This is a genomic window from Pseudomonas sp. FEN (assembly GCF_904067045.1).
Classification (GTDB): Bacteria; Pseudomonadota; Gammaproteobacteria; order Pseudomonadales; family Pseudomonadaceae; genus Aquipseudomonas.
Map to the genome: position 1 here is coordinate 1,231,286 of NZ_CAJFDC010000036.1, position 23,282 is coordinate 1,254,567.

The 23,282-nt window shown below is 58.3% G+C and carries 23 protein-coding genes and 1 pseudogene; 15 read left to right on the forward strand and 9 right to left on the reverse strand.

Features of this window, described 5'->3' with window-relative positions:
- Positions 1-307 precede the first annotated feature (307 nt).
- Together PFEN_RS29030 and PFEN_RS29035 are read left to right on the forward strand one after the other, a co-directional pair.
- The gene (locus PFEN_RS29030) at positions 308-475 is read left to right on the forward strand and encodes a YhfG family protein (protein WP_090234743.1); all 168 of its coding nucleotides are present in this window, start codon (positions 308-310) and stop codon (positions 473-475) included.
- Positions 472-1,095 (forward strand): Fic/DOC family protein, encoded by a 624-nt coding sequence (locus PFEN_RS29035; RefSeq protein ID WP_191490010.1) that lies wholly within the window; start codon positions 472-474, stop codon positions 1,093-1,095. Before PFEN_RS29030 ends, PFEN_RS29035 begins: the two co-directional genes overlap by 4 nt.
- A gap of 75 nt (positions 1,096-1,170) precedes the next feature.
- On the opposite strand, the gene PFEN_RS29040 is transcribed toward PFEN_RS29035, so the two are convergent.
- Positions 1,171-1,458, reverse strand: a complete 288-nt coding sequence (locus PFEN_RS29040; protein WP_224771082.1) for a hypothetical protein — start codon at positions 1,456-1,458, stop codon at positions 1,171-1,173.
- Between the two features lie 43 nt (positions 1,459-1,501).
- Positions 1,502-1,900 carry a carboxymuconolactone decarboxylase family protein gene (locus tag PFEN_RS29045; protein ID WP_191490011.1) on the reverse strand — a complete coding sequence of 133 codons (399 nt, stop codon included), beginning with the start codon at positions 1,898-1,900 and terminating at the stop codon, positions 1,502-1,504.
- A gap of 414 nt (positions 1,901-2,314) precedes the next feature.
- Here PFEN_RS29045 and PFEN_RS29050 point away from each other — a divergent pair, with 414 nt between their 5' ends.
- From PFEN_RS29050 to PFEN_RS29065, 4 genes and pseudogenes are all read left to right on the forward strand, one after another.
- Positions 2,315-2,884 (forward strand): hypothetical protein, encoded by a 570-nt coding sequence (locus tag PFEN_RS29050; protein ID WP_191490012.1) that lies wholly within the window; start codon positions 2,315-2,317, stop codon positions 2,882-2,884.
- A 5-nt stretch (positions 2,885-2,889) separates the two neighbouring features.
- Positions 2,890-3,660 (forward strand): nuclease-related domain-containing protein, encoded by a 771-nt coding sequence (locus PFEN_RS29055; protein WP_191490013.1) that lies wholly within the window; start codon positions 2,890-2,892, stop codon positions 3,658-3,660.
- A 196-nt stretch (positions 3,661-3,856) separates the two neighbouring features.
- Complete coding sequence (locus tag PFEN_RS29060) at positions 3,857-4,375, forward strand: hypothetical protein (RefSeq protein WP_191490014.1); 519 nt, start codon at positions 3,857-3,859, stop codon at positions 4,373-4,375.
- A gap of 1,096 nt (positions 4,376-5,471) precedes the next feature.
- Positions 5,472-5,780: pseudogene (locus tag PFEN_RS29065) on the forward strand (transposase); the annotation flags it as partial.
- Between the two features lie 473 nt (positions 5,781-6,253).
- On the opposite strand, the gene PFEN_RS29070 reads toward PFEN_RS29065, so the two are convergent.
- Positions 6,254-6,595, reverse strand: a complete 342-nt coding sequence (locus PFEN_RS29070; RefSeq protein WP_412071496.1) for a hypothetical protein — start codon at positions 6,593-6,595, stop codon at positions 6,254-6,256.
- 492 nt (positions 6,596-7,087) lie between these two features.
- Here PFEN_RS29070 and PFEN_RS29075 point away from each other — a divergent pair, with 492 nt between their 5' ends.
- Positions 7,088-7,810: a hypothetical protein gene (locus PFEN_RS29075; RefSeq protein WP_191485980.1), complete on the forward strand. Its 723-nt coding sequence runs from the start codon at positions 7,088-7,090 to the stop codon at positions 7,808-7,810.
- A 255-nt stretch (positions 7,811-8,065) separates the two neighbouring features.
- Complete coding sequence (locus PFEN_RS29080; RefSeq protein ID WP_191490016.1) at positions 8,066-8,653, forward strand: acyl-homoserine-lactone synthase; 588 nt, start codon at positions 8,066-8,068, stop codon at positions 8,651-8,653.
- Between the two features lie 66 nt (positions 8,654-8,719).
- On the opposite strand, the gene PFEN_RS29085 is transcribed toward PFEN_RS29080, so the two are convergent.
- A complete protein-coding gene (locus PFEN_RS29085; RefSeq protein WP_191490017.1) occupies positions 8,720-9,442 on the reverse strand; it encodes an autoinducer binding domain-containing protein in 723 nt (240 codons plus the stop codon).
- Between the two features lie 506 nt (positions 9,443-9,948).
- Here PFEN_RS29085 and PFEN_RS29090 point away from each other — a divergent pair.
- Genes PFEN_RS29090 through phzG form a run of 7 tightly spaced genes read left to right on the forward strand, consistent with a single transcriptional unit; the run spans position 9,949 to position 16,217 of the window.
- On the forward strand, positions 9,949-10,437 hold the full coding sequence (locus PFEN_RS29090; RefSeq protein ID WP_191490018.1) for a PhzA/PhzB family protein: 489 nt from the start codon (positions 9,949-9,951) through the stop codon (positions 10,435-10,437).
- A gap of 20 nt (positions 10,438-10,457) precedes the next feature.
- Positions 10,458-10,946, forward strand: coding sequence for a PhzA/PhzB family protein (locus PFEN_RS29095; protein ID WP_191490019.1), 489 nt, complete (start codon positions 10,458-10,460; stop codon positions 10,944-10,946).
- Positions 10,947-10,970: 24 nt separating this feature from the next.
- Entirely contained in the window at positions 10,971-12,164 is a 1,194-nt protein-coding gene (locus PFEN_RS29100; RefSeq protein WP_191490020.1) for a 3-deoxy-7-phosphoheptulonate synthase, read from the forward strand.
- Between the two features lie 15 nt (positions 12,165-12,179).
- The gene (locus PFEN_RS29105) at positions 12,180-12,803 is read left to right on the forward strand and encodes an isochorismatase family protein (protein ID WP_191490021.1); all 624 of its coding nucleotides are present in this window, start codon (positions 12,180-12,182) and stop codon (positions 12,801-12,803) included.
- The gene (locus PFEN_RS29110; RefSeq protein ID WP_191490022.1) at positions 12,800-14,677 is read left to right on the forward strand and encodes an anthranilate synthase family protein; all 1,878 of its coding nucleotides are present in this window, start codon (positions 12,800-12,802) and stop codon (positions 14,675-14,677) included. The genes PFEN_RS29105 and PFEN_RS29110 overlap by 4 nt, the downstream gene beginning before the upstream one ends.
- A 36-nt stretch (positions 14,678-14,713) precedes the next feature.
- On the forward strand, positions 14,714-15,550 hold the full coding sequence (locus PFEN_RS29115) for a PhzF family phenazine biosynthesis protein (RefSeq protein WP_191490023.1): 837 nt from the start codon (positions 14,714-14,716) through the stop codon (positions 15,548-15,550).
- A 25-nt stretch (positions 15,551-15,575) separates the two neighbouring features.
- Positions 15,576-16,217 (forward strand): phenazine biosynthesis FMN-dependent oxidase PhzG, encoded by a 642-nt coding sequence (gene phzG, locus PFEN_RS29120; RefSeq protein ID WP_191490024.1) that lies wholly within the window; start codon positions 15,576-15,578, stop codon positions 16,215-16,217.
- Between the two features lie 63 nt (positions 16,218-16,280).
- On the opposite strand, the gene PFEN_RS29125 is transcribed toward phzG, so the two are convergent.
- From PFEN_RS29125 to PFEN_RS29145, 5 genes are all read right to left on the reverse strand, one after another.
- On the reverse strand, positions 16,281-17,399 hold the full coding sequence (locus PFEN_RS29125) for a hypothetical protein (RefSeq protein ID WP_191490025.1): 1,119 nt from the start codon (positions 17,397-17,399) through the stop codon (positions 16,281-16,283).
- Positions 17,400-17,563: 164 nt separating this feature from the next.
- Complete coding sequence (locus PFEN_RS29130; RefSeq protein ID WP_191490026.1) at positions 17,564-19,630, reverse strand: multicopper oxidase family protein; 2,067 nt, start codon at positions 19,628-19,630, stop codon at positions 17,564-17,566.
- A gap of 177 nt (positions 19,631-19,807) precedes the next feature.
- On the reverse strand, positions 19,808-20,710 hold the full coding sequence (locus PFEN_RS29135) for an alpha/beta hydrolase (RefSeq protein WP_191490027.1): 903 nt from the start codon (positions 20,708-20,710) through the stop codon (positions 19,808-19,810).
- A 145-nt stretch (positions 20,711-20,855) separates the two neighbouring features.
- On the reverse strand, positions 20,856-22,142 hold the full coding sequence (locus tag PFEN_RS29140) for an OprD family porin (protein WP_191490028.1): 1,287 nt from the start codon (positions 22,140-22,142) through the stop codon (positions 20,856-20,858).
- A 305-nt stretch (positions 22,143-22,447) separates the two neighbouring features.
- Complete coding sequence (locus PFEN_RS29145) at positions 22,448-23,140, reverse strand: DsbA family protein (RefSeq protein ID WP_191490029.1); 693 nt, start codon at positions 23,138-23,140, stop codon at positions 22,448-22,450.
- Positions 23,141-23,282: the final 142 nt, after the last annotated feature.

A 23,282-nucleotide genomic window follows, 5' to 3' on the forward strand; every position in this document is an offset into this window, starting at 1 on the left:
AGAAAGCACTAAAACCCGACAAAGCCCATTAACTGCGGGACTTTCAGGCGTTTTAATGTTTCGTTGAATTTCTCAGGGTTTCGCTTGAAAATGACTTGTAATCAGTAGGTCCCGGGTTCGACTCCTGGTGCCGGCACCATATTAAAAAGCCTTGCAGCGATGCGAGGCTTTTTTTTGCCTGACGAAATGTCCTTCCAGCCCGGCCTTCGGTGGGAGCATCTCCCAAGGCGACAAGTAGCGCTGATGCAGAGCCAAACAGCTAGTTGAATAAGCTATACTCTCGGGCACACATCCGTGGAGAGCAGACGTGGAAAAGCTGAGTTTTCAAGCCAAAAAAGCCTACTTCGCCAAACACCGTAAATCCAACTTCGCGGCCAGCTTGCGCCTCGAGGGTTTTACGACCTCTCCAAATGACGATCACAAGCTTCCCACTCGCGAAGCTGCGCTCATGGCCGTTCGGCAAATCAAAGCTTGAGTAGTAATGACAAATACGGGGTCGATCAGGATCCCTACTGTTACCAGGGAACAGGTACCCTCAAAAACCTACTTGATTTGCATGATGAAGACGACCTCAACGAGGCCGAACGCTATCTCACCGAAGCTGCCGCAGAGCGGCTTGAGTTCATAGAGCCGCCATACAGCCTGGATACTCTGAAACAAATTCATCGTACCCTATTCTCGGCTATCTATAGTTGGGCCGGCGAGATCCGGACGGTAAAGATCAGCAAAGGTGGAAATCAGTTCTGCGTCCCTGACCGCATAGAGCCGGAAGCCGCCAGAGAATTCCGAAAAGTCGAGTCCTACGGCTGGCTTGAAGGCTATTCACGCGACTTACTGGTCAAAGCCGTCGCCGAGTCCTACGGTACGTTGAACGTCGCACATCCCTTCCGAGAAGGTAACGGACGAGCCCAGCGGATGCTGTTCGAATGGATCATCGTCAACGCGGGTTACGAGATCAATTGGTGGGAAGTCGACAAACAAGAATGGATTGAAGCGAATCATCAGTCATTTCATGGCGACGATGGCCCGCTGATCCAGATATTTGATCGTTGCATTGGTCTGCCGATCATGGAAGACAATGCAGACGACGCCTGATGGGGAGTGAACAAGCCCCATGAAAGACAAGGCAGCGTTTCCCCCTTAACGATAAGCGATAGGCAAATGGAATGTTTATGGCCAGGCTACCCCATTGTTACCCGATTCCGCTCCCACCTCGGCGCCTTTGCCGGACAGGGGGGCGCTCTCCACGTCCAACATCAGCAACACCATTTCCGTCAACTCGGCGTCGGACTTGCGTCCCGCATAGAGGTCATGGAGTGCTTTGGCGAACGGAATGCGCAGGTCCTGGTTATCTTCGCGGGCGGTATCGCCGTATCGCATCAGTTCGCTGATGGCGCGCAGCACCGCCGCTTGCCACCGGGCGGTGGTCCTAGGACCATCGCCGGTGATTGCAATCAAGTGATCCTTCGTCAGCTGGCGAAGGGCTGACTCCCGCAACGGCTCAGGCGGCCTTGGGTTGCGAGTGATTTTTGACATAGCGGACGATACCCAGTGTTTCCTCGCGGAACTGCTCGTAGTCGATCTGCTGGGCGTTGATAAAGGTGCTGCCCATCATGGTCACCGCGCCCATCAAGCTGGCTTCGGCAATTTCCTCGTCGCTGGCGCCAAACAAGCGCGCGGCTTCGGTATGGAACAGAGTGCAATACTTGCAACGGGTCGCCCCGGACACCGCCAGACCAATCAACTCCTTGTACTTATTAGGGATTTTGGTATCTGCCAGCCAAAAGTCCCGGGCCACGCCCCAGAATCCGTTCGCGCCACCTTCCGGCATCTGCTTGATCCACTCCGGTACCACACCGAGGGCCTCTTCAATTTCCCGATAAGTATCATAAATGGCCATCTGACACCTCCTGACCTCTCTGGAGACATCTGCTTCAGAGGTACAACCAGTTTAGTTCGCCGGCGGCCAGGCCCGAGCCGGCAGCAGGATGACTCCGGCAATAAACGTCTAAACATCGTAGAAACAACAGGATGGATTTAGATTCTTTTGGCGCAATGACGTACCGCTAGGTACCTCGGGTTATTAACCGTGGCGAGGATAAGCCACGGCGTTACCCTTTGCGCGAGCACCACTGAAAGCACATGGTTAATTCCGACTTTCTAAACCTTGATAATATCAATATGATGGCTCGAGCTTCTTTGGTCATTGGATTCGCTACCTATAGCACCTGCGCGCCCAACACCAAAGCCGCTGCCAGCGGCGCAACAACCGCCCGGCACTGAAGGAATCAGTACTCGATCTCAAGGACGACCGATGTTCAAAATCTACGCAATGACGCCACTTAAATGGGCGGCATTGCTGCTCACAGTCGCATTGCTTGGCGGCTGTTCAGACTACCACTACAAAAATTATCAAGGCGACTGGGCTCCCGAACAGCTCAAGCCCTACGACCTGTCCGACAACGCCAGCGATGCCGCGCTCGTGTACTTCGATACGATTCGATATCGAGCCTTGGGCGTACCCTTTCATCGGCTGTTGCTCGCAACCGATGTGGATGGCCTGCGGATCAAGGGTGCCGGGCGCCGATCCATACTGGATGTCTCGGGCGAACAGGCGCTGAAGCTAAAGCCCGGCAAACACTCCCTGCGCTGGTGTTGGCTATCGATGAATGCCTTGGGCACAGGCGGGGCAATGTGCAACTTTGCCGCGGCTGACGTTGAGTTCCGGCCTGGGCAGCGCTACGTCGTAACATTCCAAACCGACGAAAATATCAAAGGTCCGCCCGGTCGGGAGGAGTTGGAGATCAAGGTGCAGTCGAGCATCAAAAATCTCGACACCAAAGAGGTGATTTTCCCGCCAGCCACGATGGCTCAAACAGAGTGATGGCTATGAACTTCACCCCCATCATCGCTCAGCTCTGGAGCACGTTTGGCTGGTTGATCCCGCTGGCACTGCTGATCGGCCTGCTCAAGACGCCTTGGGCCAAGGGGCACATCGGCGAACTCCTGGTGCGTCTGTTCGCCCATTGGCAACTGGATAAGCAGACCTACCGCCGCCTGCACAACGTCACCCTGAACACACCTGATGGCACCACGCAGATCGACCACGTCTTCCTCTCGCCTTACGGCATCTTCGTGCTGGAAACGAAGAACATGCGCGGCTGGATCTTTGGCAGCGAGCAGCAGCCACAGTGGACGCAAAAGCTCTACAGGCGCCTGTTCAAGTTCCAGAACCCGCTGCGGCAGAACTACAAACACCTCAAAGCCCTGGAAGCCACCCTTGGCGTCAGCGCCGAGCATCTGCACTCGGTCATCACCTTCGTCGGCGGCAGTACCTTCAAGACTCAGATGCCGGCCAACGTTACCCAGGGCATTGGCTTTATTCGCTACATCAAGTCATTCCAGCAGAGGGTGTTCACGGAGGCAGAGATCGACGGCCTCATGCATGCCCTGCAAACCAGCCGGCGCACGCCATCCCTCGCGACCCACCGCGAACATGTGCAAAATCTGAAACGCCGTAGCGACCCGACCGCTGAGCGGCAATGTCCGAAATGCGGTAGTGCTCTAGTGATCCGCACAGTGAGTTCTGGCCCGAAGGCGGGGCAGCAATTCTGGGGCTGTTCGACGTTTCCCAAGTGCAGAGTGATGCAAGGCCTGTAGCTAGCTTTCGGATATGAGCTGACAGATATGGGCGGCTGGACTGTCAATCAGATCGGAAGACTCGACAAAGGTAGAAAATAAATCGGTCACCTTTTCTGTCACCTTTTCTCTGTACACCTGTTTCATCCCAACGCCCGGTGCATAGTCGCGGTAGGCGACCAGATATCCCAACCTGTCTGAAAAAGGACCTAGTTTGATGGAAAATATTGCTCCGGCGCTCGTTGCGTTCACTGCTGCCGTTCTGGTGGGGTTTGGTAGTCACTTAGTCGCTGAAGACTACCGTCGATTCAGAGACAGCAAGGCTATAGCAGCAGCATTGGCTGGTGAGTTGCGATCGATAATGTTGTCACTCCCAGATCTGTACGACAGCCTTACTAAGATGAAAGGCTTGCTCGACAATCAGCAGAAAATTTCTTTGCCGGAGATGCCCGATCGGCCCAGTCCTATATTCGAAGCGAATGCTGAAAAAGTCGGTTTGTTGGGAGTTGAGCTAGCTGGTGAAGTCTCCTTTATCTATGATCAGATCGGTGCGTTCAGAACATCATTTCAACTGCTCTCGAAGCATCACACAACGATGGATCCTCCTTGGAGTAGCCTACTTGTTGGGCGCTGCATACAGCTCATCAAAGATAATCAACCGAAGGGAGATCCCATAGTCGAAGACCTTAAGGAGCATTCCAGAATCTGCTATGAGACCTCAAGACGATTGGGATAGCGGTGGTTTCTGTATTAACGATTATTTGCCTTAGTAGCTTGTTCGGAGCCATCTTCTGTGTTCGACCTACTTGATGAGAAAAGTCGAGGGCTGTGATCTTCAGCGATAGGTAAAAATAGTGTTGAGGCGACTCTGAAAGCATCTATAACGAATAGAGAGTACCCACAAAACGCCCATATCTTTCGAGGAAGTACGCTGTATATCTCCCGTATAAGCCTTAAAAAACGTTGCAGTAGGACCAAGTGAACACAGGGCCCGTACCTGGGGATCGAATGGGGATGGATTTATTTTTGGTTATGTTCAAAATAAATCCGCCCCCTTTTTAGCGCTAGATGGATCACATACAACTCGCAAGCGACACCTTCGCCAAGCAAACTTAATCCAGAACGCAATATATCAACGCTGGATGATTGACACCCCCTGGCGATGGAAGCAAAAACACTTAATTTGGTTCATAGCCACAAAACTAAAAAATCACAGCAGGCACAGCATTTACTATTACGCACTAACAATAAACATAATAGCGAAAAGACTAAGCAAGGACCAAACATGGGCGTGCCTTGCCCGCGATAAACACAGTTCAATTTGTGCAAGCTCAAACACAACCAGTAAAAGCACCAAACCATCACCGAACAAAATTCATTCACAAAAAATCAAAACTCCACAAAATAATACTAACCATACAAAAGTTCAGAGCAGTATGACCACACACAAGCCAATTTAAATACAACAAAAACAGCTGGCCAAATATATTCCGTCCAGCTAACATATCTCACAGGCACGAACCAAGAAAGGCGTGAAATAACATGAGTAATTTCGCCGTATCAAAAGTTAGCTTTTCAGGCTACAAAGCTTTTAAAGCCCCCCAAGAACTTGTAATTAAGCCAATAACAATTATATTCGGATACAACAACTCAGGAAAAAGCGCAGTAATCAGACTTTTACCCATGCTCGCAGCAAGCTTTGCAGAAAATAAGCGGGACACATTTATAAAAAGTCACTTAGACTACACCGCTCCGTGCTTAAGGAAACTCTGAAAAACACTTCCAAATTTGGTGAAATACCCGTCTCGTCCACACTGAACGGTTGAGCCCCGATGAAACAGATGTCCTTTGCCGATGCTGAGTATGCCGGTAAACGCAAACAGACCCGGCGTGAGCGCTTCCTGATTGAGATGGATCAGGTCGTACCCTGGAAGGGCCTGATTGCCTTGATCGAACCGCATTATCCAAAAGGTGAAGGCGGCCGTCCGGCGTACCCGCTGATGGCGATGTTGCGGGTTCATCTAATGCAGAACTGGTTCGGCTACAGCGACCCGGCGATGGAAGAAGCGCTCTACGAAACGACGATCTTGCGCCAGTTTTCAGGACTTCACCTGGACCGGATTCCCGATGAAACGACGATTTGAAAAAGCGTACAAAAAACATTGGCAACCGACATAACTTCAACTCAGTTAGAAGCAGTCTAATAAATTAGTTAACTAGTTGAACTTTCCATAGTTCTGTCCCTGCCCACAGATCTAGCACACTCCCTGACCCAAAAAACAAAGACCGCCATTGACTAATAGCTTCCCCTCAAAGCTCCTCTCGCAAGGAGCTGCAGCACCTTAATTTTTTATGTATTTACTAATGTTCATTAGGATAGTTTTAGAGATAGCCTCTCTCACCTTAAATAAAAATCATAAATAAATCATATGGTTACAGGAAAATTCGACTCTTGGTGCCGAACCTTACCGCCAAAGCCTCGGAATGCGGGGCTTTGGCGTTTCCGGAGTATCAGATACTGCTTCATGTGTGTGGCTGGCGGTCCAATCTACTGATCACATCCCCAACCAATGCCACCTCAATCAATCGGATGGTTGTCCAAAATGGGCAATGTCTAATGAGACGGGGATGCCCCCTCAAGCAGAGCATCCACCACCGCACGCGCCACTTCTACCGAATGCAGCATGCCCCAGAACAGCGCTCGCTCAACGGGATTGGTATGCAGGCTGATTTCATCGCCATTGAGTTCCGCCGTTTCGAGCAATCGAGACACGTAGGCCAGCGCATCCTGGGCACTCACGCCAGGCTGTATGGCAAACAGCGCAGGCTTGCAGGGATCTTCGGGGATAACTGGTTTGGAGCAAGTGAGCGCGAGGGTATCGAGCAAACGAGCCGTGCTGGATGGCTCCGGCTCCCCGTTGCTGAAGGGGACCTCAACGACTTTACGCAGGTACATGCTTTTCTCCGCTGCACTGGGAGCTTTACGAACGACCGGCGGATCGGGAACGAGTTTCTTGTCCATGTTGAATCTCCTGTTTGTGAAAGGAGTTCACCACGTTCGTGTCCAAGCGAATGGGTGGCGAACTGTGCGCAGGTTGGACAACCGGGAAAACAGGTAACCCGGCACACTCGAAAGTGTCCCGCACACAGCTCGCCATAAAAAGCGAAGACAAAAAAGCCGCTTTCGCGGCGCTGTGCGCCCTGTATTTCCCCGGGTGTCCAAGCCCGTATCGCTGAATTTGCAGCGACACTTGAACGGTAGCCCTGGCGTTTGGCGCACGCAATATTCTCCCATGCCTGAAACTCGTGGGAAATATGAGTTTTTTCAGCAGGCCATTTCGATAGAGTGTCTGCTGATCGCGGCCAACTCCATTCCCCTCACAAATTTACGCCTGCGCCCCTTCCAGCGATATCATATTGCCTTCACCCAATGATCGTGAGAGCCGCAGTGAAGGAAGCAAAAACAAGGAAGCGTGTTTCTGTCGTTGGGAGGGACCCACTCCTGAAAAAAATACTGACCGCCTGGATCGCAACAATCGAACGTTACACAGACGGCTGCACGGACAATCCCTGGTGGTACAACGAACGCGCCTCGCTAAGCCTATTGGCCGGTGCGGCCTGGTCCATGGAGGGTTGGGTTGCCATGGAAGAGTTCAGTACTCAGAAGCGCTTCAGAACATTGGCGCCCGGCGTCGACGCCGGTAGTCTTCGGCACGGGCGCTGCGATCTGTACATCGCCTGCCCGTCAAAAAAAGCCAGTTTTGCATTCGAAGCGAAGCAAGCCAATCAGCCCATTGGCAAGCGCGCCGATGGATACAGCTACATGCACAAGGCAATGAAAGCAGCCTGGAAAGACTCCGGAGATCTACATCGAGACGAGGCCGATCGGCGCTTTGCTGCCACCTTTGTTGTTCCGACGCTTCGGTTGAAAGAAATCGCTCCAGAAGACGGAAAGCCAGGAGAAATTTGTCCTGAACGTCTCGACGAGCACATAGCGGCCTGGCTGAAGGAAAATCCAAGATTTTTGGGCGAGTCCTGGAAAGAGACCTCTTACGCATACGTCTTTCCACAAATTGGAAATGAGCGCTATTCAGACGGCGTTCGTCATTTTCCAGGCGTCATCCTCATTCTGGAGGAACGTTACAAGGCTAACCGCTTGGTTACGTCCTAGACCGCCCGCTAGCCAATAACGCGAAGGGTATCCACTAAGGTCGCCACAGGCACGCCAGTCAAGCGAACGCTTTCATCGATTTCCCCTGTTTCAGCAAACGTTGAAGCAGGCCCAGACAGTGAAATGCTTTAATCACTCCACCGTCCAACATAAGCGCCCAAAGCCCCACCCCTACCAGATCTGGTAGGTGCCAAACCCCCACCTCTGCTCTATATAAATCGACGCCCGCCGTCCTTTATCGATAGAGAAGCCCTTATGCACATGGAAGAGCACACCCTGTCCTCAATGAGCGACAGTCTGCGGCAGTCACTCGGCCGATACCGCTATCAGCAGTTTGTCGAAAAGCTGGGTTGGCAACTGCCCCTGCCCCCGGATGCCCCGGGGTGTGAATGGGACGCCTACGACCACGACCACGCCCGCTACCTCCTGGCCCTCAACCCGGCCCGCGAACTGATCGGCTGTGCCCGGCTGATTCCCACCACCGCCCCCAACCTGCTCGAAGGTGTCTTCAGGCACACTTGTGCCGAGGGTGTGCCCGCCAGCTCTTTCATCTGGGAAATGACCCGCTTCACCACCTCAACCCCGGAGCTGGCCATGCCGTTGTTCTGGAAGTGCCTGGAAACCGCGCATCACGCCGGCGCCGAATATATCGTCGGGATTGTCAGCAAGATCATGGAGCGCTACTACAGAAAGAACGGCGTCCACTATGAACGCCTCGGCGAGATGATCCGCCACCAGGATGAACAGATTGTCGCGATACAACTGCCGACGGAACGTAAACGTCACTTCAGCAGTCTTGCGCCAGCGTTATTTATGCACGAGAAATTAAAACAAATCGCCTGACACGCCGAATGCCCTGTTGCAGAACAGGCCCGGCAAGCCTGTTCCGCAACAAGAGCCAAACCTTAGTTAGATATAACCCAGCGCCACCGCATAGGTCACCGCCTGCACCCGATTACTCGCGCCGATCTTGCGTTGAATATTCTTGTGATGATAATTAACCGTATCCGTACACACCCCCATGATCACGCCAATCTCTTCTGAAGTCTTGCCATCCGCCGTCCAGCGCAATACTTCGCTTTCCCGCTCGGTAAACACGACATCATTATCCCGCTCCAACATCCCCTCCAGATCCGACAACTTGGCATAGACGGCATCGGCAAAGGCCCTGGTAATGGGTGCCAACTCGGTAAACTCGTCGGCACCGATCTTCTTGTCTTTACGCGCCAGGCTCAACAACCCCACCCGCCCTCGGGCATTGAACGAAGGTTGGGCCAGCCCATGACGCAGCTGCGAATCATTGGCCTCCGACCACAGGCCAGGGCTGCCCTTGAAGATGTCGTCGCTCCACAAGATCGGCGTCGAGGCCAGTCGGCTGTGCTTTACCGTGGGGTCGATCACCGCGTAGTTCATGCTTTTGTAACGTTCCACCCACTCCACTGGGTAGTTGCTGTACAGGTGGGTTTTCGGCCGCATGAACGGCGTCAGGCTGCACAGCCCATAGGCATAAAAATCGAATTTCAGATCGGTGATGGCGTTCAGTGCGATTCCGGTAAACTCCTCCATGTTCATGGCTTTGGCAAAAAGCGAATAGAAGTAAATATCCCACGCCCATAGCTGTGCTAATTCCATTTTAGCTACCCAAGATGAGAATCGGTTTGTCATCCTAGTCTAGCTGATCGCCCTGTCAATGGGGACATCCGTAAAAAAGCCATAACCATTTGTGCTAACTATAGAGCGACCTATTTTTATATTTACTAAGTGGCCATCTGCAATTACCGCCTGCAATTACCGCACCACCCGTTTATGCTGCAACAACACGCTCAGCGCCCATTTTCCAAGGGCGCGCGGAGGTTAAGCCGGGCGTAAAGGCTTCGCACCTACAAAATCTGGTAGCTTAACTTCTCCAATCGTCCCCCTGTATAAATCCCTTCCAACAAGTTCGCTTCAACAGGAACGCACAGTCTCCCCGTGACCGACCGGTATTATTTATTACATAGCGTTTACCATTTAACCCCAGTTTTCCTGGAACACGCCCGTTATATAAAAACGCTTTGATATTTCGCCGTCGCCGTCATGAAGCTGTCTTGTATTACTGAATAACCCGGCTGATTGAACACGCCCAAAGGAACATGAGCATGCCAACTACCGCGATCCAGACAGGCTTTGCCGACGCCCCGGAACTGCGGCGCAAGAACCGCGCCACCGTCGAGCAGTACATGCACAGCCACGGCGCCGGCCGCCTGCGCCGTCACGAGCTGTTTACCGAGGACGGCTGCGGCGGTTCCTGGAACACCGCCAGCGCCACCCCGCTGGTCTTCCACGGCCGCGCCAAGCTGGCGGCCCTGGGTGTCTGGCTGGACCAGTGCTTCCCGGACTGGCAGTGGCACAACGTGCGGATCTTCGAAACCGCCGACCCGAATCACTTCTGGGTCGAAAGCGACGGGCGCGGCAGCGTGAATATGCCCGGCTACCCGAAGGGCTATTGCGAGAACCACTACATCCATTCCTTCGAACTCGAGGATGGCCGGATCAAGCGCAACCGCGAGTTCATGAACCCCTTCCAGCAACTGCGCGCCCTCGGCATTCCCGTGCCGACCATTCGCCGCGCCGGCCTACCCGCTTAATCCACAACAGAGGCAAGACCATGTCCAATCCAGACAAACACGATGGGTTTGCAAGCAGCACCGAGCTTCGCCGCAAGAACCGCCAGGTGGTCGAGCAGTACATGCAGACCAAGGGCCCGGCCCGCCTGCGCCGCCACGAACTGTTTACCGAAGACGGCAGCGGCGGCCTGTGGACCACCGACACCGGCACGCCAATTGTCATTCGCGGCAAGGACAAGCTCGCCGAGCACGCGGTCTGGTCGTTGAAGTGCTTCCCGGATTGGGAATGGTATGACATCCGCATCTTCGAAACCGATGACCCGAACCACTTCTGGGTCGAGTGCGAAGGCCACGGGCAGATCCTCTTTCCCGGCTACCCGGACGGCTACTACGAAAACCACTTCCTCCATTCCTTCGCCCTCGAGGACGGCAAGATCAAGCAAAACCGCGAGTTCATGAATGTGTTCCAGCAACTGCGGGCACTGAATATCCCGGTGCCCGAAATCAAACGCGAAGGCATACCCACCTAACGGCACTGCGCCAGGGGTCTCATCATGGAAACGATTGTGCGACGGGTTCTGGGTTGTGAAGCATTGCAGCAACCCCAGTGGAGCGATCTCTCTCGCCTGAGGGACGTGCAGCAACACCTGAGAGACAGCCAGTCCTTGATCAGGGCCGAGGACATCCTGGCCCTGCGCGCGCTCCTGGCGCGAGTCGCCGAAGGCGAAGGCAAGGTCATCCAGTCCGGCGATTGCGCCGAGGACATCAACGACAACCAGCACGACGCCGTGGCCCGCAAGGCCGCGGTGCTGGAGATCCTCGCCGGGGCCTTTGGCCTGGTCACCCAGCAACCGGTGATCCGCGTCGGACGGATCGCCGGGCAGTACGCCAAGCCGCGCTCCAAACCCAGCGAACTGATTGGCGAGATCGAGTTGCCGGCGTATCGCGGCGATATGGTCAACAGCCACGCCGCCCACTCGGACAGCCGCCAACCCGATCCGCAACGCCTGCTCAAAGGCTATCAGGCCGCCCGCGAGATCATGGAACACCTGGGCTGGCAGGAGCGTCCCGGCCCCGGCGGCTCGCCGGTCTGGACCAGCCACGAGATGCTGCTGCTCGACTATGAATTGCCGATGCTGCGCGACGACGAGCAGGGCCGGACCTTTCTCGGCTCGACCCACTGGCCGTGGATCGGCGAACGCACCCGCCAGGTGGACGGCGCCCATGTCGCCCTGCTGGCCGAGGTGCTGAACCCGGTGGCCTGCAAGGTTGGTCCCGATATGACTCCCGCACAGTTGCTGCGCCTGTGCGAACGCCTCGACCCGGCCCGCGAACCCGGACGCCTGACGCTGATCGCGCGGATGGGCGCGGAGAAGGTCGCCGAACGCTTGCCGCCCCTGGTGGAAGCGGTTCGCGCCACCGGGCACAAGGTCATCTGGCTGAGCGACCCGATGCACGGCAACACCATCCTCGCGCCCTGCGGCAACAAGACCCGCATGGTCGAGACCATCACCCGCGAAGTCAGCGCCTTCAAACATGCGGTGCTCTCGGCTGGCGGGATCGCCGGCGGCCTGCACCTGGAGACCACCCCGGACGATGTCACCGAGTGTGCTTCCGATGCCGCCGGGCTCCACCAGGTCAGCGTGCATTACACCAGCCTCTGCGACCCGCGGCTGACGCCCTGGCAGGCGATCACCACCGTGCTGGCCTGGAAGAACCCACCCGCTAGCGCCCATGCAAGCTTTTGACAGGAGTCTGTTGCCATGACCGGTATCCCCGCGATCACCCCCTATGCGCTGCCCACCGCCCACGACCTGCCGGCCAATCTGGCCCGGTGGCGGATCGACCCGCAGCGCGCCGTGCTGCTGATCCACGATATGCAGCGCTACTTTCTCCGCCCGCTGCCCACGCCCTTGCGTGACGAGGTGATCGGCAATGCCGCGCGTATCCGCCGATGGGCCGCAAGCCAGGACATTCCGGTGGCCTATACCGCCCAGCCCGGGAGCATGACCGAGGCCCAACGCGGCCTGCTCAAGGACTTCTGGGGCGCCGGCATGCAGGCCAGTCCCGCCGACCGCGAGGTGGTCGACGCGCTCAAGCCCGCGCCCGGCGACTGGCTGCTGACCAAGTGGCGCTACAGCGCGTTTTTCAACTCGGATCTGTTGGAACGCATGCGCGCCCATGGTCGCGACCAGTTGATCCTCTGCGGCGTGTACGCCCATGTCGGCGTGCTGATTTCCACGGTGGACGCCTACTCGAACGATATCCAGCCGTTCCTGGTGGCCGATGCCATCGCCGACTTCAGCAAGGAACATCACTGGATGGCCCTGGAGTACGCCGCCAGCCGTTGCGCCATGGTCGTCACCACCGAGGAGGTGCTGCCATGAGCCAGGCCGCCGAGCGTCTTGTTGCCCAGGTCCTGCGCGCGGACCCACCGCCCTTCGCCCTGTTGTACCGCCCGGAATCCAATGGCCCGGGTCTGGTGGATGTGCTGCTCGGTGAAGTCTCGCGGCCGCCGTCGCTGACGCGGATCGAGTTGCGCGAGCCGCTGGCTGGGGAAGCCCGGCTGGAAACCCTGGTGATCATTCCCTACCGGCAGATCGCCGAGCGTGGCTTCGAGGCGGTCGACGATCAAGCTCCATTACTTTCCCTCCAAATAACCGAGCAGGCCCAGATCGGCCTCGACACCCTGCTCGAACGTCTGCCCGAAATGCCCATCGCCTTGCTCAACGAGCGCTTCGACCTCAGTGACGCGGCCTATTCGGAGATTGTCAGCCGGGTGATCGACAACGAGATCGGCAGCGGCGAAGGCGCCAACTTCGTGATCAAGCGCACCTTCATGGCCGATATCGGCGACTACGGGATCAGCCGCGCCCTGACCTTTTTCCGCCATCTGCTGGAGCGGGAAAAGGGCGTCTACTGGACCTTCATCATCCACACCGGCGAGCGCACTTTTGTCGGCGCGTCACCCGAGCGGCATATCAGCCTCAAGGACGGCCTGGCGGTGATGAACCCCATCAGCGGCACCTACCGTTATCCGCCGACAGGCCCGAACCTGGCCGAAGTGATGCAGTTTCTCGCCGACCGCAAGGAGGCCGACGAGCTGTACATGGTGGTGGACGAAGAGCTGAAGATGATGGCGCGGATCTGCGACGACGGCGGTCACGTGCTCGGCCCCTATCTCAAGGAAATGGCCCATCTGGCCCACACCGAATATTTCATCGAAGGCCACACCCGCCGCGATGTGCGCGACATCCTGCGCGAAACCCTGTTCGCCCCCACCGTCACCGGCAGTCCATTGGAAAGCGCCTGCCGGGTGATCCGCCGCCACGAACCCAAGGGCCGCGCCTATTACAGCGGCATCGCCGCGTTAATCGGCAGCGATGCACAAGGTACTCGTACGCTGGACTCGGCAATTCTGATCCGCACCGCCGATATCGACCGCGAAGGCCAATTGAAGATCAGCGTCGGCTCGACCATCGTCCGCCACTCCGAGCCCCAGGCCGAAGCCGCCGAAACCCGGGCCAAGGCCGCCGGGCTGATCGCGGCGCTGAAAAACCAGGCGCCCACCCGCTTCGGTTCGAATATCCAGGTGCGCGCCGCCCTGGCCAGTCGCAATGCGCTGATCGCCGATTTCTGGCTGAGCGATGCCCTGGAACGCCAGCAGTCGCAGGCCGATCTGTCGGGACGGCGGGTGCTGATCGTCGATGCCGAGGACACTTTCACTTCGATGATCGCCATGCAACTGCGCGCCCTCGGCCTGGCGGTCAGCGTGCGCAACTACAACGACGCCTATGCCTTCGACGGCTACGACATCGTCATCATGGGCCCGGGGCCGGGCAACCCGACGGCGGTCGAGCAACCGAAGATCGATCACCTGCATGTGGCCATCCGCTCGCTGCTGGATGAGCAGCGGCCGTTTCTCGCGGTGTGCCTGAGTCATCAGGTGCTCAGCCGCTGCCTGGGCCTGGACCTGCGACGCCGGACCATTCCCAACCAGGGCGTGCAGAAGCAGATCGACCTGTTCGGTGCCCGCGAGCGGGTCGGTTTCTACAACACCTTCGCCGCCCAGAGCCGCGAGGACCGCATCGAGGTCGACGGCCTCGGGCTGGTGCAGGTCAGCCGCGACCGGGAAACCGGCGAGGTCCATGCGCTGCGCGGGCCGCATTTCGCCTCGATGCAGTTTCACCCCGAGTCGGTGCTGACCCAGGAGGGCCCGCGCATCATCGCCGACCTGATGCGCCACGCCTTGTCGGCGTAAGCCAGCGCTACCCCCTTGAACACAATGGAGCAAGCCATGCACAGGTATGTAGTGATCGACGCTTTCGCCAGCGTCCCGCTGGAGGGCAACCCGGTCGCGGTGTTTTTTGACAGCGATGACCTCCCCGCCCAGCGCATGCAACAGATTGCCCGGGAGATGAACCTGTCCGAGGTGACCTTCGTCCTGACCCCGCGCCACGGCGGCGATGCGCGTATCCGGATTTTCACCCCGGTCAACGAGCTGCCATTTGCCGGCCATCCGCTGCTGGGTACCGCGATTGCCCTGGGCGCCGAAACCGACAAGGACCATCTGCAACTGGAAACCGAGATGGGCACCATCCCCTTCGCGCTGGAGCGCCAGAATGGCCGGGTGGTGGCGTGCAGCATGCAGCAGCCGATTCCGACCTGGGAGACTTTCGAGCGCATGCCGCAATTGCTCCGGGCCCTGGGGATCGCCGGCTCGACCTTTCCGGTGGAGATCTATCGCAATGGCCCCCGGCATGTATTCGTCGGTCTGGAGAGCGTCGCGGCGCTGTCGGCGCTGACCCCCGATCATCGCGCGCTGGGGCAGTTCCACGACATGGCCATCAACTGCTTCGCCGGCTCTGGCCGACGCTGGCGCAGCCGGATGTTCTCGCCGGCCTATGGGGTGGTCGAGGACGCGGCCACCGGTTCGGCGGCGGGGCCCTTGGCGATTCACCTGATCCGTCATGCCCAGGTCGACTACGGCCAGCAGATCGAAATTCTCCAGGGGGTGGAAATCGGTCGCCCTTCGCTGATGTTCGCCAGGGCCGAGGGGCACGGCGAGACGGTCACTGCCGTGCAGGTATCGGGCAATGGCGTGGCCTTCGCCCAAGGCACGATTTTCATATGAACACCCAGGTCAACGGAGACTCCCAATGAGCGCACATCTGCTGTCGGAATCCCTTACAGGCACCATCGAGGCGCCGTTCCCGGAGTTCGCAACGCCACCCGCCAATCCCTTTGTCGTGCTGAACAACTGGCTGGAACGCGCCCGACGCTACGGCGTACGCGAGCCCAAGGCCCTGGCGCTGGCCACGGCGGACGCCCGGGGGCGGCCTTCGACGCGGATCGTGGTGATCGCTGAAGTGTCGGACGCCGGGTTGGTGTTCAGCACTCATGCTGGCAGCCAGAAAGGTCGCGAGCTGGTCGAGAACCCCTGGGCGTCCGGGGTGCTGTACTGGCGCGAGACCAGCCAGCAGATCGTGCTCAATGGCCGCGCCGAACGGCTCAGCGATGCCCGGGCCGACGCCGCCTGGCAAGGACGTCCCCACGTGACCCACCCGATGTCGGCGGTGTCGCGCCAGAGCGAAGAGCTGACCGATGTCGAAGCCCTGCGCGCCAGGGCCAAGGCGTTGTCAGGTACCCAGGCGCCCTTGCCGCGCCCGGACGGTTATTGCCTGTTCGAGCTGCGCCTGGAGTCGGTGGAATTCTGGGGCAACGGCCAGGACCGCCTGCACGAACGGCTGCGCTATGACCGCACCCCCGACGGCTGGGCGGTGCGGCGTTTACAGCCCTAGATAGCTTAGGAAAAGAGGGGGGAGGCTTGGATGATACAGACAGGCGAACGAGCCATCCCCCAATTACTCCTCTTCCCCACCTCGATAAACCCCGCGCAAAAAACTCTCCAGCGCCTGCTCTTCAACCGACCATTGCCCGTGCCCAAGATTGGCAATCAGATCGCGCTTGCGCATCCGCTCCAACCCGGCCTGTACCTGCTGCGTAGTCGGTACCAACCCGCTCGGCAGCTCATCAGCCAGGGAGCGTCGATACTCATCGGCGTACAGCGACTCCCCGGTAACAATGCCCCTGAGCAGCAATTGATCCAGTGGCGGCAAGTCTTGCAGCAATGTCGTGAACTGGCCTTCGTCCACCATCCCCGCCCAGACAATCTTGTCGGCCTCCTTTACCGGAACTCCCTGGGTCAGGCTCGTGGTAAACAGCGTGCGCAGATAATGCGGCGTCATGCCCCGGGCGACATACAGGCGATAGGCCTGCTCCACGTCCCAAGCCTTGCCCGTGGTTTCCCGGTAAAGCCGACCGAAATGCTCCGAAAACTCTCTGCCCAGATCAGGGAAGTTCAGTTGTGAACCAAACTGATAGAACGGCGCTTTGCTGCGCCGGAAAATGTTCGTCAGAGCATCCTGGGAAGAACCGGTAAACACCGCGAAAACGCTGCCTTGGCTGGTCGTCAGCAAGGAACGGAGTGTGGCGGTGAAGTTTTCGAAGGCCCGGCGGGTGGCCAGGTGCTGCACCTCGTCAACGATCAACAACGCCTTGCCCTTGCCCGCGATGTTGAAGCGTTCGAATAACTCATGGATGGAAGGAATCCCGGCCTCCGCCAGCTCGGCTTCCGCAGAAGCAGAGTCCATTCCCAAACCGACCTTCATGCCCTTGAGCGAACGCTTTGGCCTGGCCCACCAGGTTTCAATCCGGGTTAGCAGACTGGTTTCGTGCAGCGCCTTGGCGAGCGCCGCGCAGATCACCCGTTCAGGATCGTCCTTGTTGGACCAAAGATCCGCGTAGGCCACCACAAAGCCGCGCGCTTCGGCCAGAGGGACAAGGTCGCGCAGCAAAAATTGCGTTTTTCCTTTACGACGCGGGGCAAACAGCGTCGTGGCCTGCTGGAGCTGGTTCTCGAAGCCCATCAATACCTGCTGGGCAAGGACCGCGCGAGGGAAGTAGAGACGGTCAGGCGTCATGGTTATGCCGAATTATGTGAAAAAAACATAATTATGATTATTGGCATAATTCCACATATTGCAAGCCCGGCAATGATACGACCCTCCTTACGTCGCCGCGAGGAGGGCCGATATCAACCATCACTTCATGTCTCAGCCAGCAGAAAAGGCTGATCTCTTTCGACTCAATGATGCGCCCCCATCGTAGTCCCACCCGCCCCGTCCGGCAGCTCGATGCTCACGTTCTGCATCATCCCCTGATCCTCATGATCAAGAATGTGGCAGTGCAGCACGAACTCGCCGATATAGCGCTGGTAGCGGGTCCGCACATACAAGGTGTACACGCCGCTGTTATCGGTTTTGCCTTTGACGAACAGCGTGTCTTTCCACACCCCTTTCATCCCCGCATATTGCGCGTCGTTCTTGTCGGTCTTGTCCACCGCACCAGGCTCACTGAGATCCACCCCATCCGGACCGATGATTTTCTCGACCTGGAACGGGTTCACATGAATATGAAACGGATGACTGGCAAACGCCGATTGCAGAACCCAGGTTTGCGCGTCCCCCAGCTTCAGATGACGATCAACCACCCCCGGCTGATAAGGCACGGCATTTTCCGCGGTAGTGCCCACGGCGAACTTGGTGTGGTCCGGATCCTTGAAGTCGATCAGGAACACCAGTTTCTGCTCACCCTTGATTTCGCTGTCGGTAATGCTCGGGTGCGGGATGAACTTGTCAAACCGCAGGTCCTTTTTCAGATCCGCCACCACCATGGCCTTGATGTCCGCCGGCATGTTGCGTTCCGCCGCCGCCACCAGCTCCTGGGTCAGGCGCGCCTTGGTGTCCGCCACTTTCGTCCCCGGCCCCACATCGACAAAGCCCAGCAGTTGAAGACCACTGGCCTCCTGGCCGACACCGCCCGAGGCCGTGGAAGCTTCATTGGTCACACAGTAGCGTCCCGGCTCGGGAAAGATGATCAGCAGGTCGTTGCGATAGCCCGGCTGCATGGTGATGACCTGACGACTCTGGGCCTGCTCCATGGTCAGGCCATCCGAGGCGATCACCTGGTAGTCGATCGGTTGGCCGGTGCATTTCTCCTTGATGAAGTCGGCGGAGGCCAGCGCCGCGATGCCCTTGTCGCTGTCCGCCTTGGCGTTGTCCTTGAGTTTACGGAACAGCGGCCGGATGGTGTCGCGGATCCCCGCGTGAACCAGGCGCCAGCGTTCGACCTGACCGGGCCGGGCATCCGTGAAGATCGGCTGCACCAGACCGTTGACGCTGGTATAGCGCCCTGAGTCGGTCCAGCTGGAAGGCTGCAATTGGTCGAACGATTCGACAACCCCCACTTCGCCCGGCTTGCAGGTCCAGTCCAAGGTCATCTTGTCCTTGCCATCCTTGTCCTTGACGATATTGCCGTCCTTATCCTTCACCGGCTTGTAGCGGAAGTTGCCGGCCGCGTCCTTGCACGCATAGGGAATTTGCTGGAACACCAGCAAACGCTCCTTGAACGAGCGGCCATCAGCGCCCTTGAGCAGGGTGTCGATATCGCCATTGGCGTCACGGCTCGGCTTGCGATCGCCATGGATGATCAACGCGCCGGCCATGCCGCTGGCGACCTGGATCGCGGTGGAACCATGGCGATGCGGGTGGTACCAGAAGGTGCCCGCCGGGTGATCGGCCGGGATGTTGTACTCGTACTGGAAGCTGACCTGCGGGTTGATCGACAGCAACACGTTGTCGCTGTTGCCCGTGGGGCTGACCCACAAACCGTGGGAGTGCAGGTTGGTGCCGTTGAAGCAGTGCGGCACGTCCGGCTTGCTGTCGTGGGCGGTGCAACTGGGGTCGGGTGGCAACTGGTTGTCGAGGCTGATGCGCACCGTGTCGCCGGGCGTGACATTGATGGTCGGCGCCACGAACGGCGCCGCCGGGTCGACATCGGTACCGGTATAGCTGCGCAGTGACACTGGGACATTCTGCCCGGTCGCCGGGTCGAAGATATGGTTATTGGTGTATTGGATCGTCAGGTCCAGTCGCCGCTCACGACCGGCATGGCTCTGCTCGGGGCCGGGAGCGGCAGTGGACTTGAGCAACAGGCTGCCCACCATCGGCTTGGGCGCCTCTTGTTGCAGGCCCGGCGGGTTATTGAACAATCGGGAAGGTTCTACCGCGAGTGCCGTGCCGCCGTGACCCATCACCGCCAGGGCGATCAGACCCAGCGCACAGCGGGCTTTATCCTTGCGCAATCCTGTCATGGTACTGCTCCTGCAAATCAACCGTGAACTTCAGGGGGTTGGCACAGGACAGGCCGAGAAACACCGGTGCGACAGCATCCGTTTCAGACAGCAGCAATCCGTGCTGGCGTAAAGCTAGTAGCTTATGCGCGGAATGCAATGTTTGCGGGGGATCGCCGCGTGTTTTGGCCTGGAAAGTCAGCGTGCCGCGGGCGAGGCAAAGCCTTCGAAGGCCAGCCGCAGGGCCTTGGCATATTCACGGCTGCCCAGGGTCATGCTGTTGATATGGTTGCCGCCTTTTATCAGCAGCAATTGCTTGGGCTGCGCGGCGGCTTCATACAGGGCCTTGCTGAAACGCGAGGGGACGTAGGGGTCGTCGGTGCCATGGACGATCAGCAGCGGGATGTCGATCTGGTTGATCTTGTCGATGGTGTCAAATTTCTCCGAGAGAATCCAGCTGACCGGCAATGCGGTCGGGATCGCCGCCCGAGCCGCGTCGCCCAGGTCGGTAAAGGTCGACTCGATGATCAGCCCCGCGGCCTTGGGCGCCTCCTTGCCGCTGGCCAGGCGCTCGGCGAGATCCACCGCCACCGCGCCGCCGAGGGAGTGGCCGTAGATATAGCGCTTGCGGGCATCGGGTTGCAGTTGTACCAGGCGCTGCCAGGCATTGCCCGCGTCCTGGTACACGCTGTGTTCGGAAGGCAGGCTACCGGGGCTATCGCCGAAACCGCGATAATCGATGGCCAGTACCGAGAAGCCCAGATCGCGCAATTGCGTGATCCGTCCGACCTGCGCCGTCAGGTTCCAACGGGTGCCGTGCAGGTACAGGATGGCCGGCGCATTCGCCCGGCTCGATGGCCACCACCAGGCATGCAGGTAGTCGGCGCCGGCCACTCCGTCGCGGAGCGGAATCCGCAGTTCCTTGACCCCCGCCGGTACGCCGTTGAACCAGCTCGCGGTGCCTGGCTGGATATTGAACAGCAGTTCACGCTCTTTATAAGCCAGCCGCGAACAGCCATAAGGCAGGCCGACGGCGAGAAACACCGCCAGCAATCCCAAGGACAACCAACGGCGGCGGGCGATAAAGGTTCTGACGGTCATGGCGCCCGGGTCTCGGTCTCAAGGAAAGCGTCGGCTCACAAGCCCCATAGATTACTCGCAAGCTCGTGCACAAACAAAAACGCCCCGAACCAGTCGGGGCGTTTTTTTCAACCTGGGATCAGGTGGCTACAGCCTTGTCGCTCGATCAGAACACGCTGATCGGGTAGTCGACGTACACACGGACTTCGTTGCCGCTCACGTTGTACTCGCTGGATTTCTCCGACACACGCAGGATCGAGCTACGCAGCTTCACGCTCAGGTCCTTGGCCGGGCCACTCTGGACCACGTACTTGACCTGGTTGAAGAACTCACGCTCGGTACCGCCGGTGCTGGTGGAGGTGGTGATGTTGTCGCCACGCACGTAGGCCACGTTGTAGGTCAGGCCCGGAACGCCGAAGGCGCCGAAGTCCAAGCCGTAGCCCAGCTGCCAGGAGCGCTCGTCGGGGGCGTTGAAGTCCGACCAGTAGGAGTTCGCCAGGTTGATGGTGTTGCCACCGTCGCCGACGCTCCGCTGATCCTGCTGGTAGCCGCCGTACGGATAGCCCAACAGGCTGCCGCCGGTGCTGCTCTGGTGCGCGAGGGTGAAGGAGTGAGCGCCCAGGGCGTAGGTAGCGGCCAGGCTCCAGATGCGGTTGTCACGACCTTCGGCATTCTTTTCCGCCGCGTAGCCACGGTCCAGCTGGGTACGGTAGCCGTTGAAGTCCAGGGTCAGGGACTGGTCCGAGGCGATCGGGAACACGTAGTTCAGGTTCAGGTACTGCTTCTTCAGCACCTCGTCGACGTCGGAGGCATACAGCGCCGCCTTGAACTCCTTGGTGAACTGGTAGCTACCACCCAGGATGTCGATGCCTTTCAGGCCGCCACTGTCACGACCTTCGGCGCTCTTGCGCGACTCGGCGGTGAAGTGACCAGCGTTCAGCTCCAGGCCTTCGATCTCCTTGGAGGTGATCAGGGTACCGGTGTAGCTTTCCGGCAACAGGCGCGAGTTGTCGTAGTTCAGCAGCGGCAGGGCCGGCATCTGGTCACCGTAGGTCAGCACGGTGTTGGACAGACGGAATTTCACCGCAGCGCCGCCCTTGGCCAGGTCCTTGGCCGGATCCTTGTTGTTGTCCTGCTTGAAGAAATCGATACCTGATGCGCCGGTTTCGCCGCGACCGCCGTCCAGACGCAGTGCATACAGGCCAAAGGCGTCAACGCCCACGCCCACGGTACCCTGGGTGAAGCCGGACTGGAAGGTGCCGATGGCCGCCTGGCCCCATTCGATCTTGTCCTGGTTGCCGTTTTTGTAATCACGGTTGATGTAGGCGTTACGCAGCAGGACGTTCAGGTGACTGTCGTCAACAAAACCCTTGGAGTCCGATTGATCGCTGGCCATGGCCTGGGTAGCGCCGAGAATGCCCAATGCGAGCAGGCCGATTCGTTTGTTCAACATGTTTTGTTCCTTATCGCTGGAAGAAACGCCCTGCGGCTTCGAGCTGGAATGTTGTGTTGGTGCTTCGCGCACAAACGAAAAGACCCGCCGGCAATCGTCGCAGCGGGCCTTTTATTATTCTAGGTATATGGCGTATAGCCACAGGCGTGGGGCGAATCCTATCCGCGACACGGCTATTGTGTCAATTTCGTGAAACCTCAGTGAATATAAGGGATTACCCGGCCAACCTCGCAAAAAGACATATCCACCAACGACGGCCTCCATATCGCCGGGCGACATGAAATGCCCCCAGGGCTCGCATTTTCTCAGGGGGAACAGCCGTCCAGATCACAGGATGGCCCCACGGCGGCGACTGGCGCGCAAGCCACCGATTGGCCGAGCCAGGCGGCGAACGCTTCGGGTTTGCCGAGGAAAGGACTGATATCGATCAGGCTGAAACGGCCCTCCTTTTCCAGCGCCAAGGTCGGAAAACCCTGGCCGCCGACCCGGGACAACAAGCCGCGGCTGTACTTGAAGTGCTCTGCCGCCAGCGCATCGCTGTTCTGTTCAAAAGCGGCCTTGAAGGCTTCGGCTTCGAAGCCCAACTCAGCGGCCAATGCCAGCAGCACGTCGACATCGACCAGGTGCCGCCCCTCGACGTAGTGCGCGACCTGCAGGCGCTGCAGCATATCCAGCCCACGCCCTTGCAGTTGTTCGGCGGCAAGGACCGCGCGGGTGGGCGGCGTGGAGTCGAAGACCACCGACGAATCACGCAACAATCCCTCGAAATAGTCCTGGCCAAACGGCTGGCCGGTGTACTCGGCAATCCGCCGGTCGTGGGGCATGATGTAATCGCGCAGGCTCGAGGAGACGAACTGGCGGTTGTTACCCGCCATCATGCCCCCACCATGCAGGACCACGGGTAACACCTGTCGGGCAGCCTGGATCAGTGGCTCGGCACCGTAGCACCAGCCGCACAACGGATCGTAGATATAGTGAAGGGCGGTTGAGGCAGCCATGGAAATCTCCCGAAGGTGTCAATGCAGCGATACCTTCAGACTAGTCGCCCATGACCAATCGAAAAACCCCGGAATGGAGCCTGGTGTGTTGCGCAAATCGGGCGAATCAAAAAAACTGATGCTCAGCGGCGCCCTCCGCCCA

Bases quoted from the DNA above. Each gene is read 5' to 3' on its own strand.
- PFEN_RS29105 (WP_191490021.1), top strand. From the start codon at position 12,180: ATGACCGGTATCCCCGCGATCACCCCCTATGCGCTGCCCACCGCCCAC.
- PFEN_RS29135 (WP_191490027.1), bottom strand. From the start codon at position 20,710: ATGACCGTCAGAACCTTTATCGCCCGCCGCCGTTGGTTGTCCTTGGGA.
- PFEN_RS29045 (WP_191490011.1), bottom strand. From the start codon at position 1,900: ATGGCCATTTATGATACTTATCGGGAAATTGAAGAGGCCCTCGGTGTG.
- PFEN_RS29085 (WP_191490017.1), bottom strand. From the start codon at position 9,442: ATGGAATTAGCACAGCTATGGGCGTGGGATATTTACTTCTATTCGCTT.
- PFEN_RS29090 (WP_191490018.1), top strand. From the start codon at position 9,949: ATGCCAACTACCGCGATCCAGACAGGCTTTGCCGACGCCCCGGAACTG.
- PFEN_RS29140 (WP_191490028.1), bottom strand. From the start codon at position 22,142: ATGTTGAACAAACGAATCGGCCTGCTCGCATTGGGCATTCTCGGCGCT.
- PFEN_RS29095 (WP_191490019.1), top strand. From the start codon at position 10,458: ATGTCCAATCCAGACAAACACGATGGGTTTGCAAGCAGCACCGAGCTT.
- PFEN_RS29130 (WP_191490026.1), bottom strand. From the start codon at position 19,630: ATGACAGGATTGCGCAAGGATAAAGCCCGCTGTGCGCTGGGTCTGATC.
- PFEN_RS29115 (WP_191490023.1), top strand. From the start codon at position 14,714: ATGCACAGGTATGTAGTGATCGACGCTTTCGCCAGCGTCCCGCTGGAG.
- PFEN_RS29125 (WP_191490025.1), bottom strand. From the start codon at position 17,399: ATGACGCCTGACCGTCTCTACTTCCCTCGCGCGGTCCTTGCCCAGCAG.
- PFEN_RS29055 (WP_191490013.1), top strand. From the start codon at position 2,890: ATGAACTTCACCCCCATCATCGCTCAGCTCTGGAGCACGTTTGGCTGG.
- PFEN_RS29050 (WP_191490012.1), top strand. From the start codon at position 2,315: ATGTTCAAAATCTACGCAATGACGCCACTTAAATGGGCGGCATTGCTG.
- PFEN_RS29100 (WP_191490020.1), top strand. From the start codon at position 10,971: ATGGAAACGATTGTGCGACGGGTTCTGGGTTGTGAAGCATTGCAGCAA.
- PFEN_RS29145 (WP_191490029.1), bottom strand. From the start codon at position 23,140: ATGGCTGCCTCAACCGCCCTTCACTATATCTACGATCCGTTGTGCGGC.
- phzG (WP_191490024.1), top strand. From the start codon at position 15,576: ATGAGCGCACATCTGCTGTCGGAATCCCTTACAGGCACCATCGAGGCG.
- PFEN_RS29110 (WP_191490022.1), top strand. From the start codon at position 12,800: ATGAGCCAGGCCGCCGAGCGTCTTGTTGCCCAGGTCCTGCGCGCGGAC.
- PFEN_RS29080 (WP_191490016.1), top strand. From the start codon at position 8,066: ATGCACATGGAAGAGCACACCCTGTCCTCAATGAGCGACAGTCTGCGG.
- PFEN_RS29070 (WP_412071496.1), bottom strand. From the start codon at position 6,595: ATGTACCTGCGTAAAGTCGTTGAGGTCCCCTTCAGCAACGGGGAGCCG.
- PFEN_RS29060 (WP_191490014.1), top strand. From the start codon at position 3,857: ATGGAAAATATTGCTCCGGCGCTCGTTGCGTTCACTGCTGCCGTTCTG.